Genomic DNA, 13117 nt, shown 5'->3' on the forward strand with positions numbered 1-13117 from the left:
GGCTCAGAAGCGCCAGATCACGTCGACGAAGGCGCGGTGCATGTACGAATCGGCTTCTTTGCCATAGGCGTCACCCGGCTTGAAGACACCCGCGCGCAGGCGTACCAGGGCCGACGGTTCGTCGATCGACTGGCTCAGCGAAGCCGGCAGCAAGCCTTGCTTGAAGTACTTGGTGACGACCACGTCCATCTCTTGGCCCAGGTCCTTCTCGCCGCTGATCAGCGGGCGGTTGACGCCGTTGTCCTCGACCACCGCGTTGATGCCGCTGGAGCCGATGTTCTGTTGGTCATCGACGCGCCAGAACTTGTGGTAGATGAAGCTTGCGTCGTAGTCCTCGCGCAGCTGCCAGGAGGCGAACAGGGTGGCTGCCTGCAAGTTGCCCAGCTCGCCACGGAAGGCCTCGCCGAAGCGGTGCACGCGCGAGCGGGTGCCGGTGAAGTTGGAGCGATTGCTCTCAAGGCCGGTCTGTTCGAAGTTGTTCGAGCCGTCGCTGCCACCCCCGCCGCTGCCGCGGGCATAAGCGGCGCCGACCTGCCAGTTGGGGTCCAGGCGCAGGCGGATACCCAGGTCGGTGGCCCAGGCGTTGACGTCACCGCTTTGCTTGCCGGTAACCACTTGCTCGCCATTGCGCGTCTCGCTGCTGAGCTTGTCGCGATCGCCGGTCAGCCAGGTCAGGCTGCCCCAGTAGTTGACGGTGTGGTCGTTGCGCCAGTTGTAGGCATCGCTGTTGGCCTCAAGGCCAAGCCAGGTGAGATCGCCAGTGCGGGTCTTGTCGAGGGTGTCGATGGTTTCGCCGGGTTTGTTCAGGCTGCCGCTGTCATGGGTGTGATGGGCGCGCAGGCCAACCCAGTGACCTGGCGTCCACTGCGCGGCGACGTTGCCGTAGACGTGCGTGCGGTCTTCGTCTTCGGCGGCCAGCTCAGTCAGGTCGGTGCGGTATTCGCTGAAGCGCTGGGCAACGCCGACATCGGCCTTGAGCAGGGTGGTGTCGAAGGTCCAGTTCAGCGCCTCGATATTGGTGTCGCGCCACATGCCGTCGTCGTTGCGCAGGCGTTGCCGGCCAAAGCGCAGGTATTCGCCGGGGTAGGGCGTGAAGCCGTTGTAGCCGACCCAGAATTCGCGCAGGGCCAGGTAGCTTTTGTCGGGCTGGCGGCTGTCGTCGCCGGTGTCGATGGCGCTGCCATCGTCCGAGGCGCGCAGGGTGTCGGTCTCGATGATGTCGGTGGCGGTCACTGCCTGGCCCATGGCATAGGCGTTCCAGTTGCCGCGCTCGCCATATACCCAGGGGCGCAGGTCCAGGCCCAGGCCGTTGACGTCACCGCCGGAGCGGGTGCCCAGGTCGCGGTCGTCTTCGGATTGAGCAGTGACTTTCACTTCCAGGCCGAAGTTTTTCTGCGCAGTCATGTCAGCCAGGGTCGGGCACGACCACAGCAGGGCGAAGCTCAGGCCGATGCCGGCTTTCACGAAAGGGTTGAGCGTCATAGGGAGGCGTCCTCGGCGTCTTCATCGTCTTGCAGGGCTTCGATGGCCATGACGCTGTTGGCGCCCTTGGCCATGCTGCCGCGCGCCTGCTTCTCCTGCGCCAGCAGGCGCTCGGCCTGGCTGCGCTGGTCAGGCGTCAATTGCTGATCGAGTTGTTGCAGCATGGCGCTGGACTGTTCGGTGGGGTTGGCCTGGGCCAACTGGGCGAACACCCAGGCATTGCCCGGATTCTGGCGAATGCCGTGGCCTTCGCTGTACAGCTGGGCCAAGGCGTAGTCGGCGCTGAGCTGACCGCCGCGAGCGGCGCTGAGCAGGTGGTCGACGGCCTTCTGTGGCTCGACCTGGCCCAGATAGCCCCGGCGATAGAGCTGGCCGAGGTAGTAGTGGGCGCTGATCTCGCCGGCATCGGCTGCGGCCTGCAAGTGGGTTTGGGCTTTCTCGGCATCGGCCGGCAGGGTCTTGCCTTCGTAGTAGAGGCGGCCCAGCAGCAGTTCGGCGCGTGGCTGTTCGGCGGCGCGGCCCTTTTCGATGTAGGCCAGCAACTGTTCGGTGTCGCCCAGTTCGGGGAAGTCGTACAGCAGCTGGGCGAGGCTGACCCAGGAGGCTGGGTTGGCCGGGGCCACGTGTTCGAGCAGCTCCTTGGCGGTTTTCTCGTCGGTTTGGCCGAGGTTGCGATCAGCCAGCACGCGGGCGACGCTGTCGACCCGGGTAGCCGGCACAGTGCCGCGGGCATAGCCGGCCTTGAGCTGCTCGAGCAGAGCGTTGCGCTGGTCGGCCTGGTTGCGTTTCTGGTAGACGGTGGCCAGCTCGACGTAGCAGATGTCGGTGCTGTTGATGGCGGCCTTGCAGATGTTCTCGACGTCATCCAGGTGCTGGTCGTAGGTGCCCTGGGTGCGGTAGAGCAGGATCTGCGCCAGGCCCGCTTCCGGCTGGCCGGCGGCGCGCCATTGCTCGATCTGCTGTTGCGCGTTGACGTTGGGGAAGCTTTGCGGGTATTGCAGGTAGAGCATCGCCAGCGGGATCAGGGTGTTGCCTTCGCCTTGCTTGGCGGCGAGCTTGAGCAAGGTCTCGGCTTCTTCGCGTTCAGCCTGGGTGCTGTCGGGCTTGGCCACCAGCAGGCGGCCCAGGCGCGCCTGGGCACGCGGCGAAGTGGCAGCGGCGTCGCGGTAGGTGGCCTCGGCCTCCTTGAGCTGGGCAGGGTCGCGGGAGGCGACCTTGATGTCGGCCAGGCCCACTTGGGCGTCGCTGTAACCGAGGTCGGCCAGGGCCTTGTAGTTGCGCTCGGCGGTGGCGGTGTCGCCACGCTTCATCGCTTCGTTGGCCAGGCGCTGGTCGGGCAGGCCCGCGCAGCCGGCCAGGGCGATGGCAGCGGTCAACGCGCAAAGCCCGAGGTTGACACGCACCTTGTGGGAGCGGGCTTGCCCGCGAAGGGGCAGTGAGATCGGCGCCGGCCTATTCGCGGGCAAGCCCGCTCCCACAGGGACAGAGGTGTGCTTGGAGATCATTGTTCGATCCTCTTAAAGCCCACGGGCGACGGCTTTGTCGATCAGCCAGTTCAACGACGGACCGCGGTCGCTGTTGACCGACGCTGGGCGACCGGCCAGTTCAGCAGGCAGCGCGCCGTCTGGCTTGATCTGCACGCGGATGTCGGAGGCCAGGTCTGCGCTGTTGAGGCTGGCGCTGCTGACGATCTGGCCGGTACGTACTTCGTCTTCGCCGGCGATCTGGAAGTTGACCCGGGTGCCTGGCTTGACCTCGTCGAACTGGCGATAGCTGAAGCGCGCCTCGATCATCGGGTTGGTGGTGCGGGGGATCAGCTGGAAGATCGGCTGGCCTTTGCTGGCGTACTGGTCGTCGTCCACCAGTTGCTGGGCAACCACGCAGTCGCAGGGGCTGGTGAGGGTGCCTGCGAGCTGCTTGCCGAACAGTTCCTCGACTTTGGCCGGCTCCAATTGCGCGTCGTCCAGATGGCCCTTGAGCATGTCCAGCATGCTGGTGCTGAAGCTTGCCAGTGGCGCGCCCTTGACCACTTGGCCGCCGCTCTCCACCAGGCTTTTGACGGTGCCATCACGTGGCATGGTAACGGTGGTGGTCGGCACTGCGACCACACCGGCTTCGGCATGGCTGACGAAGTACATGCCATACAGCGACTTGGCGACGAAGCCGAAGGCGGCGATACCCACCACGAACACGCCGAGGGTCACGGTCACCGCGCGCAGGCGGCCGAAGGCGCTCAAGCCCGAGCCGCCGTCTTTCTGCTTGCGCGCCTTGGTGAAGTTGTCGCGCTGCAGGGTACTGAGCACGTCACCGGCGGTGATCAGTTCACCGGACAGGTGCGAGGTGATGATGTGGCGCAGGGTGGCGATGTCACGCGGCTCCAGGTTCTGGAACTCGGCACCGGTACGGCCGGTGGCGGGGTCGCTGGCACGCACGAGGAATTCGATATCCATCGACAGGCCGAGGTTGTCGACCACGAACTGCAGGCGACCGCGCAGCACATCGCCGATCGGCAGCGCGCGCTTGGCATGGAAGGACAGGCCCCCAGCGGAGAGGTCGTCGACCTTGACCTCTTGTGGCTCGCGATTGCCATCCAGGAAGCGCAGCTTGGCGGGGATGCGGACCCGGGCGTGCTGGCGCTGGGCTTCGGACTCATGCACGACATTGACGTTCACGGCGGTATTCATGGCGATTTCGTTCCTGTTGTATCCGATCCGGGGTGGCTCACACGACCATGAACAGCACGGCGACGAAGATGCTCGCGGCCGAGAAGGTCATGGTGCGGGAGGACCAGGTGTTGAACCATTGTTGAAAGCTGGCAAGGTCACGCTTGAGGGCAGTGGGCTGGCGGGTCCAGGACTGCTTGTCGAGGCGGAAGAACACGTAGATCTTCATCAACGCGCCGACGATCTGGTTGTAATAGAGAATCACGGGATAGGCCGGACCCACGCTGTGGCCTGAGCACAGCAGCATGATGGTCAGGATCAGCCGGGTGATGCCGATCCACAGCAGGTACACCAGCAGGAAGGCCATGCCGAACTTGAGGCTGGCGATCACCGCCACGGTCAGGCCGAGCAGGCTGGTCCACATCGACACGCGCTGGTCGAACAGCACCACGCTGGTGAACAGCCCCAGGCGCTTGAGGCCCAGGCCCAAGGCGCGCGAGTTCTGCCGCAGGTTGTTGCCGTACCAGCGGTACATGAGTTTGCGGCTGGCCTTGAGGAAGCTTTTTTCCGGCGGGTGCTCGACCGTGTTGATCGCCGCATCCGGCACATAGAAGGTGTCGTAGCCCAGGCGCATCAGGCTGAACCAGCTCGACTTGTCGTCGCCGGTGAGGAACTTGAAGCGGCCCAGGCGCCAGTGCATCAGCGAGTCGCTCTCGACGTCGGCGATGAACTCAGGGTTGGTCACTACGCTGGCGCGGAACATCGACATCCGCCCGGTCATGGTCAGCACGCGCTTGGACAGGGCCATCGAGCACATGTTGATGTGGCGCTGGGCGAAGCGCAGCTTGTGCCACTCGCTCATGATGTAGCCGCCGCGCACTTCGCAGAATTCGTTGGTGGTCAGGCCACCGACATTGGGGAACAGCTTGAACCAAGGTACGGTCTTGCGCACCACGCCCTCGCCGAGCACGGTGTCGCCATCGATCACCGCCACCACCGCGTGCTGGTCGGGCATCATCCGCGAGATGGCGCGGAAGCCAAAGGCCAGGCCATCGCGCTTGCCGGTACCGGCGATGCGCACGAAGTCGAGGGTGACGTGTTCAGGCGGGTTGTATTTGGCCCACAGGCTTTTCACCAGCAGCTCGTCGCACTTTTCCACCAGCGAGCAGACCACAGTGGTCGGGTAGCCGCAGTTGATCGCTTCGCGGATCACCGAGCTGTAGACCTGGGCGGTAGTCAGCGCATCGATGCGAAAACTGGTGACCATCAGGTACACGTGGGACGGGTCCGCGGCCTTGCCCAGTTTGCGCACTTTGTTGCGCAGGTACGGGTAGACGCCGTACAGGAAGATCATGCCGCGGATGAAATGGGTGGCGCCCATTGAGTAGCGCCAGATGCCGACGGCGCCGACCAGGAAGATGAAGTGCTTCGACTGCGAGTCGAAGATGTCGCTGGGCAGGGCCAGGGCGATCAACATGAGCAGGCTCATGTAGAGCAGCCACCCGGCGCACTGCAACAGCACTGTCTGGAACCTTTGCATGTTCGGCATCCGTCGCGAAATTCAGTGAAGAGCGGGGCCTTGCGGCCCCGCGTCAGGCTGGCTTACCAGCAGATGCCTTCGGTGCGGCTGGTGGAGCAGGTCGGCTTGTTCATGAAACCGACCAGGTCGATCACTTGCTTGCCTTCCGGGGCGCGGTCGGCCAGGGCACGGAACTGCTCGTCGCGGTTGCCCAGGATGATGATCTCGGCGTCGTTGACCACTTGCTCGAAGTTGGCGTTGAGCAGCGAGGACACGTGCGGGATCTTCGACTCGATGTAGTCTTTGTTGGCGCCGTGGACTCGGGCGTACTCAACGTTCTGGTCGTAGATGTTAAGCTCGTAGCCCTTGCCGATCAGGCGCTCGGCCAACTCGACCAGGGGGCTCTCGCGCAGGTCGTCGGTGCCAGCCTTGAAGCTCAGGCCAAGCAGGGCGATCTTGCGTTTGTCGTGGCTTTCGATGATGTCGAAGGCGTTCTGCACCTGCGATTCGTTACTGCGCATCAGCGAGTCGAGCAGCGGCGCTTTCACATCCAGGCTGGAGGCGCGGTAGGTGAGGGCGCGCACGTCCTTGGGCAGGCACGAGCCGCCGAAGGCGAAGCCTGGGCGCATGTAGTACTGCGACAGGTTGAGCACTTTGTCCTGGCAGACCACATCCATCACTTCACGACCATCGACGCCGACCGCTTTGGCGATGTTGCCGATCTCGTTGGCGAAGGTGACCTTGGTCGCGTGCCAGACGTTGCAGGTGTACTTGATCATCTCGGCCACGGCGATGTCCTTGCGGATCACCGGCGCGTCGAGCTCTTCGTACAGCGCTTGCAGAACGTCGCCGCTGGCCTTGTCCAGTTCGCCGATGACGGTCATTGGCGGGTGGTCGTAGTCCTTGATCGCGGTGCTTTCACGCAGGAACTCAGGGTTGACCGCCACGCCGAAGTCGACCCCGGCTTTCTTGCCCGAGCAGTCTTCCAGGATTGGGATCACCACGTTCTTCACGGTGCCTGGCAACACGGTGCTGCGCACCACGATGGTGTGGCGGCGGCTGGTGTCACGCAGTACGTAGCCGATCTCGCGGCACACCGACTCGATGTACTCAAGGCCCAGGTCGCCGTTTTTCTTGCTCGGCGTGCCGACGCAGATCATCGACACGTCGCTGGCACGGATGGCCTCGGCGAAGTCGGTGGTGCCACGCAGGCGGCCATTGGCCAGGCCTTGTTGCAGCAGTTCTTCCAGACCCGGTTCGACGATGGGCGACTTGCCCTTGTTGATCAGGTCGATCTTGGTGGCGGACACGTCCACACCAATCACTTCATGGCCCCGTGCCGACAGGCAACCTGCACAGACTGCACCCACATAACCCAAACCAAAGATGCTGATACGCATCGCATTCACCTCGTGTGTTTATCACGCCAGCCCTTCAGCGGAAGAGCCGACCGGGTTGATTAACCAGCAGTATTCGGGCGCACGGATCCATGGCGAAAAGACACTTCACCGAACGCAGGCATGAATAAATCCGGAGTGCAAAAAGTTGTGCACTCTTAAATGGCAGTCAAAGGCCGATAATTAAAAGGCGTGCCCTGAAATGCAGCCGTCTTAAATGCAGAACGCTACTTGGCGAACTGCTGTGCTTGTTTTTTCAAGTGAATAAATCCTTTGAAATCAACCACTAGGACGATTAAAGGGGGCGCGTCTATCCTCCGTGTGACAGGGCTTAGTGGCGCGTGCCATTGCCGCTGTCGAACTTTCCTGGGCGGGTGTAGATACCTGCCGTTGTCATCTGTAAGTCATCTCTCACGTTCAACGCTCGTGAATCGTTACGGGTGCTATGAGCGACCGCGGCTAGCAGAAGTTCCTGAGGGGGTTCGTGCAGAATGAATGATTTCTAAATATTTTTTCAGGCGTAAATACTTTCATACTGATGGCACTGGCGAGTGCCATCCCTATATATAAAGGGCGAAAACGGGGTGAGATAGTTTTGTGCCAGTATCAGAAAAATTTTTTCAAAATTCGTCAAAAAAGTACGAACGGTCTTATGGCGTTTGGCGATAACAGTATAGGAGGTGGGTTTTTGGCGCCAGGATCTTGGCGTGATGGCTATATGAATTAGGAGTGACGTGAGGGGGCGGTGCCGCCCTTCGCGTCGGACCGCCGCTGGGGCCGCAAAGCGGCCCAGCATGTTTCAGGCCTCAGGATTATCCCGCAAGAACATCAAATGATCCGTCTTCGACTGCTCGGCACTGTAGTAGTACCCCTGCACATCGAACTGCTTAAGCTGCTCAGGATCGTTGATCCGCTCCTGGATCACGAACCGGCTCATCATTCCCCGGGCCTTCTTGGCATAGAAGCTGATGATCTTGTACTGGCCGTTTTTCCAGTCCTTGAAGTCGACGTTGATGACCCGCGCATTCAAGGCGTTGCGCTTGACTGCGCTGAAGTACTCGTTGCTGGCCAGGTTGAGCAGCACGTCATCGCCTTGCTCGGCCAGGGCCTGGTTCAGCCATTCGCTGATCCGCGTGCCCCAGAATGCATAGAGGTCTTTGCCGCGTGCGTTGGCCAGCTTGGTGCCCATCTCCAGGCGGTAGGGTTGCATCAAGTCGAGCGGGCGCAGCAGGCCATACAGGCCGGAGAGCATGCGCAGGTGTTGCTGGGCATAGCTGAAGTCGTCTTCGCTGAGGCTTTCGGCGTCGAGCCCGGTGTACACGTCACCCTTGAAAGCCAGCAGCGCCTGCTTGGCGTTGGCTGGGGTGAAGTCTGGGGTCCAGCTGCCGAAGCGTGCGGCGTTGAGGCCGGAGAGTTTGTCCGACAGGTGCATCAACTCGCTGATTTGCGCAGGGCTCAGCTCGCGCAGCTGGGTGATCAGCTCCTGCGAGTCGTCCAGGTACTGCGGCAGGGTGAAGCGCTGGGTCACCGCAGGGGTGTCGTAATCGAGGGTCTTGGCGGGGGAAATCACCGTCAGCATCAGGTCGGCTCCTTGAATCGTAGAGGCGGATTCTACGGGCTGGCCGGGGTAAGTCCAAACTATGCCGACGATAGTCACAGAACATCGGCGAGGCTCGCGTTATAGTGCAGCTCATGATTGAACGGGATTTGCGGAGAGTCCGACCGTGCGCATTGCCTTAGCCTTGCTGGCAGGATGGTTCAGCCTGGCCGTGCAGGCCGCCCCACCGATTCAAGCCAGCCTGGACCGCAGCCTGTGGCCCGAGCAACTGGACAGCCCGGCGCTGTTCGATGTCGCTTCGCGCGCGGAAATTTTGTCGTTTGCCCAGGTGTTGCAAGAGAGCGAGTTGCTCGATGAGCCGGCGCTGGCTGCGCGGCTCAAGCTCAGGCAGGTCAACTTGACAGTGATTCGTGCGGTAAGGGCGCGGATGTGGCAGCGGCTGTGGCAGAACTATCAGCAGGCCCAGCGCAGTTGCGAGCAGGATGCCTCGTTCTGCTATCCGGTCGAGTCGATGGCCGAACTTCGCACGCAAGCCGCCACGTTCAACGCTGATGTCGGCGAGTTCTATACCGATTGGATCGAGCCGAGCCGGCAGTTCCATGTACGCTATCTGGATGAGCAATTGCGCAAGGCAGCGTTGTTCCCGCAGACCAGCAGCGAGATCGAGCGCCTCTCCAGCCGCGAGCGCAATGGCGATGAGCTCAATGACCGGATGTTCTTGCTGACCTTCGTTGGTGGCCCCGGCGCCGAAGGCAGCAGCACCGACAGCCTGACCGACTATTTGCGCCGGCAGAAGCTGGGCGGCACCTTCTTTGTCTTGGGTAATCGCCTGCAACAACGTCGCGACGCCGCCGCCAGTTCGCTCGGCGAGCTATATGCCGGGCAATGCGTAGGCATTCAGGGGTGGGAGTACCGCTCGCATGCGCAGTGGCAGGACTGGCAAGACTCGCTGCGCCGCAGTCAGGCGCGGGTCCAGGCGGATTTGCCCGAGCGGTACGTGCCGTTGTTCCGTCCGCCCTATGGCCAGCGCCGCGCCGATGGCGAGGCGTTCATGGCCAGCCAGGGGCTGCAGGTGTCGCTGTGGGATATCGATGCATTGGATGACACGGCCTTGACTGCCGAGCAATCCGCCCAGCGCGTGGTAACCCTGATGCTGTTGTGGCGCAAAGGGGTGATTCAGCTGCACGACAATCAGCCCAAGGCCCAGCAGGCGGTGCAGTGGCTGCTGCACAACACCGGTCAAAGTGGCATCGGCTGGGAGGATTGCCAGGCGTATGCGCACCAGGATGGCCCCCCTGCATCACGCTAGGCGGCAACCTACCCCGCGAAAAGCATAGGGCTTGATCTTTGACTTTAGTCCCCCGATGGCAGCCAGCCAAGGCGCGTTAGCCATTCGGAAAAATAAACTTCATCGACACGTAAAAAAGCTTTTTTTGTTCATGGTTTTTGCGGTATGAAAGAACCAGACAGCCGATTCCTGCAGCACAGGTGGCGTCATCCAGACCCTCCTTTGCCAGGTGCGCTTCCCGCCCGTAACGACGCGGATACGGGGAGAACGGCGTCACTCTGCGGCGCAGCGGTTACGCGCCGCGTGGTTCTGACACAAGGTGCCCGAGTATGGATGACCATGGACGCAACCCTTCCTCCACCCAGCCGATCCTCTATGTGCTCGATACCAACGTCCTGATTCACGATCCCAACGCATTACTCAACTTCGAGGAGCACCACGTCGCCATTCCGATGACGGTGCTGGAGGAACTCGACAAGCTCAAGACCGGTAAACACACCATCGCCGCCGAATGCCGCCAGGCGATCCGGCTGATCGATCAAACCCTTGGTGACGCCTCGCCCAGTGATGTCGAACAGGGTGTGCCGATCCAGCGTGGCAAGAGCGGACCGAAAGGTTTTTTGTCCATCCTGATGAGCCCGCGTAGCGAGCCCAACCGTCTGCTGCCAGAGAACCTGGCCGACAACATCATCATCAACCAGCTTCTGGAACTGCGCGCTAAACGATCCGACCTGGACGTGGTGCTGGTGACCAAGGACATCAACATGCGCCTGAAGGCGCGCGCTTGCGGGATTGCCGCCGAGGACTACAGCACCGACCAGTTGGTCGACGACGTGTCATTGCTGTCCAAGGGCTATCACTCGGTCAGCGGATCGTTCTGGGACCGGGTCAGCAAGGTCGAGACCCGTCAGGAGCGCGGCCGCACCTGGCATCGGGTGCAGCTGACCGACAACCTGCCGGCGGTGCACGTCAACGAGTTCATCATCGATGAGCAAGGCTTCGTGGGTTGGATCAAGGGCATCCGTAACGATGAGCTGCTATTGCTCGACCTGCACCAGGAGCCGCTGCTGCACCAGGAGGCCTGGGGGCTGAAACCGCGTGACATCCATCAGAGCCTGGCGCTGTTCGCCTTGCTCGATCCGGATATTCACCTGGTCAACCTGACTGGCGCCGCCGGTTCCGGCAAGACCATCCTGGCCTTGGCTGCGGCTATCGAACAGACCATGGTCAGCAAGCGCTACCGGCGCATCATCGCCACCCGCAGCGTGCAGGGGCTGGACCAGGAGATTGGCTTCCTGCCAGGCACCGAGGCGGAGAAGATGGAGCCTTGGCTGGGGGCGATCACCGACAACCTTGAAGCTTTGCACATGGACGATGAGAGCACCCATGGCAGCGTCGAGTACATCCTTGAGCGGGTACCGCTGCAGTTCAAGTCGCTGAACTACATTCGCGGTCGTAGCTTCCAACAGAGCCTGATCCTGATCGATGAATGCCAGAACCTTACCCCGCACCAGATGAAGACCATCATCACCCGCGCGGGGGCAGGGTCCAAGGTGGTGTGCCTGGGCAACCTGGCGCAGATCGATACGCCTTACCTGTCGGCGACCAGTTCTGGGTTGACCTACTTGACCGAGCGCTTCAAGGACTTCCCGCATGGCGTGCACATCACCCTGCAGGGTGTGCCTCGTTCGGTACTGGCTGAGTACGCTGAGTCGCACCTGTAGATAGATAGGTGGCTGTAGCGGCCTCATCGCGGGGCAAGCCCGCTCCTACCGGGCTGCACCGCTCTTGTGGGAGCGGGCTTGCCCCGCGATGAGGCCGCTACAATCACCACCCGCCCGGCTTTTTTCGCTGCGTAAACCTGACCGGCAGGTTTACACTGATCGCTCCCTTCCCAGGAGCAGAGCAGTGCTGACTCATCTCGATTCCCAGGGGCGCGCCAACATGGTCGACGTCACTGAAAAAGCCGTGACAGAACGCGAAGCGGTGGCCGAAGCGCGCGTGCGCATGTTGCCGCAGACCCTGCAAATGATCGTCGACGGCGAGCACCCCAAAGGCGATGTGTTCGCCGTGGCGCGGATTGCCGGTATCCAGGCGGCGAAAAAGACCAGCGAGCTGATCCCGCTTTGCCATCCCCTGATGCTCACCAGCGTCAAGGTCGAGCTCAGCGCCGAAGGTACCGATGCAGTGCGTATCGTCGCCCGCTGCAAGCTGGCCGGGCAGACCGGAGTCGAGATGGAAGCACTGACTGCCGCCAGCGTTGCGGCGCTGACTATCTATGACATGTGCAAGGCAGTGGATAAGGGCATGGTCATCGAGCAGGTGCGCCTCTTGGAAAAAATCGGCGGCAAGAGCGGCCACTATCAGGTGCAGGCGTGATGAAAGTCCAAGTGGTGTATTTCGCTCGCTACCGTGAGCAACTGGGGCGTGATGGCGAGCCGCTGGAAGGCGATTTCGCGACGATTGCCGATGTGCGCAACGCCTTGCTGGCGAAGGGCGATGATTACCAGGTGCTGGCCGAGCAGAACCTGATGTGCGCGCGTAACCAGGATCTGTGCCGGCTCGACGAGCCGTTGGCAGAGGGCGACGAAGTGGCGTTCTTCCCACCGGTGACCGGAGGCTGAGCATGGCGGTTAGAGTGCAGGAGCAGGCGTTCGATCCGGGCGCCGAGGTCAACGCCATGCATGCCGCCAACGTCGGGGTCGGGGCGGTGGTCGGCTTTGTCGGTTATGTGCGCGATTTCAATGATGGCCGGGATGTGGCCGGGATGTTCCTGGAGCATTATCCGGGCATGACCGAGAAGGCTTTGGCCAAGATCGTCGTCGAGGCCGAGCAGCGTTGGCCGTTATTGAAGGTCGAGGTGCTGCATCGTATTGGCGGGCTGGAGCCGGGCGAGCCGATCGTGTTCGTCGGTGTGGCCAGTGCGCATCGGCAGGCAGCATTCGATGCCTGCAACTTCATCATGGATTACCTAAAGACCCGGGCGCCGTTCTGGAAGAAGGAAAACACCCAGGACGGGCCGCGCTGGGTCGAGGGCAGGCAGTCGGATCAGGATGCTGCCGAGCGCTGGCAATAGCTACGCGGGCAGTCGCAGGATGGCTTGTCGACCCTTGTGTGATCAGGCTTAGCCTGTGGGAGCGGGCTTGCCCGCGAACGAGGGCGAAGCCCTCGCCGTACCTAGATAGCGCTGCTAGTGGCCTCTTCGCGGGC

Annotated in this window: 11 protein-coding genes; 5 read left to right on the forward strand and 6 right to left on the reverse strand. The window is 62.1% G+C overall.

Features of this window, described 5'->3' with window-relative positions; translation table 11 throughout:
- Positions 1 to 3 precede the first annotated feature (3 nt).
- The 6 genes from ACI2JX_RS10805 to yaaA form a co-directional block, all read right to left on the reverse strand.
- A complete protein-coding gene (locus tag ACI2JX_RS10805) occupies positions 4 to 1482 on the reverse strand; it encodes an alginate export family protein (RefSeq protein WP_186553818.1) in 1479 nt (492 codons plus the stop codon).
- Positions 1479 to 2987 carry an alginate biosynthesis TPR repeat lipoprotein AlgK gene (gene algK / locus ACI2JX_RS10810; protein WP_404690068.1) on the reverse strand — a complete coding sequence of 503 codons (1509 nt, stop codon included), beginning with the start codon at positions 2985 to 2987 and terminating at the stop codon, positions 1479 to 1481. Before algK ends, ACI2JX_RS10805 begins: the two co-directional genes overlap by 4 nt.
- A gap of 12 nt (positions 2988 to 2999) precedes the next feature.
- Complete coding sequence (locus ACI2JX_RS10815) at positions 3000 to 4166, reverse strand: alginate biosynthesis protein Alg44 (RefSeq protein ID WP_186553820.1); 1167 nt, start codon at positions 4164 to 4166, stop codon at positions 3000 to 3002.
- A gap of 37 nt (positions 4167 to 4203) precedes the next feature.
- Positions 4204 to 5685, reverse strand: coding sequence for a glycosyltransferase family 2 protein (locus ACI2JX_RS10820; RefSeq protein WP_186553821.1), 1482 nt, complete (start codon positions 5683 to 5685; stop codon positions 4204 to 4206).
- Between the two features lie 62 nt (positions 5686 to 5747).
- Positions 5748 to 7064: a nucleotide sugar dehydrogenase gene (locus ACI2JX_RS10825; protein ID WP_368973025.1), complete on the reverse strand. Its 1317-nt coding sequence runs from the start codon at positions 7062 to 7064 to the stop codon at positions 5748 to 5750.
- A 796-nt stretch (positions 7065 to 7860) separates the two neighbouring features.
- The gene (gene yaaA / locus ACI2JX_RS10830; protein ID WP_404690069.1) at positions 7861 to 8640 is read right to left on the reverse strand and encodes a peroxide stress protein YaaA; all 780 of its coding nucleotides are present in this window, start codon (positions 8638 to 8640) and stop codon (positions 7861 to 7863) included.
- Positions 8641 to 8785: 145 nt separating this feature from the next.
- On the opposite strand from yaaA, the gene ACI2JX_RS10835 reads away from it, so the two are divergent.
- The 5 genes from ACI2JX_RS10835 (at position 8786) to moaE (ending at position 12983) form a co-directional block, all read left to right on the forward strand.
- Positions 8786 to 9928: a polysaccharide deacetylase family protein gene (locus ACI2JX_RS10835; RefSeq protein WP_404690070.1), complete on the forward strand. Its 1143-nt coding sequence runs from the start codon at positions 8786 to 8788 to the stop codon at positions 9926 to 9928.
- A 308-nt stretch (positions 9929 to 10236) separates the two neighbouring features.
- Positions 10237 to 11631 carry a PhoH family protein gene (locus ACI2JX_RS10840; RefSeq protein ID WP_186553827.1) on the forward strand — a complete coding sequence of 465 codons (1395 nt, stop codon included), beginning with the start codon at positions 10237 to 10239 and terminating at the stop codon, positions 11629 to 11631.
- A gap of 184 nt (positions 11632 to 11815) precedes the next feature.
- Complete coding sequence (moaC, locus tag ACI2JX_RS10845; protein ID WP_264236460.1) at positions 11816 to 12286, forward strand: cyclic pyranopterin monophosphate synthase MoaC; 471 nt, start codon at positions 11816 to 11818, stop codon at positions 12284 to 12286.
- Positions 12286 to 12531, forward strand: a complete 246-nt coding sequence (locus tag ACI2JX_RS10850) for a MoaD/ThiS family protein (RefSeq protein WP_404690071.1) — start codon at positions 12286 to 12288, stop codon at positions 12529 to 12531. The genes moaC and ACI2JX_RS10850 overlap by 1 nt, the downstream gene beginning before the upstream one ends.
- 2 nt (positions 12532 to 12533) lie before the next feature.
- The gene (gene moaE / locus ACI2JX_RS10855; RefSeq protein WP_368973030.1) at positions 12534 to 12983 is read left to right on the forward strand and encodes a molybdopterin synthase catalytic subunit MoaE; all 450 of its coding nucleotides are present in this window, start codon (positions 12534 to 12536) and stop codon (positions 12981 to 12983) included.
- Positions 12984 to 13117: the final 134 nt, after the last annotated feature.

Origin of the sequence: Pseudomonas sp. NPDC088890 (assembly GCF_044900155.1) — a bacterium.
Lineage (GTDB): Bacteria > Pseudomonadota > Gammaproteobacteria > Pseudomonadales > Pseudomonadaceae > Aquipseudomonas > Aquipseudomonas urmiensis.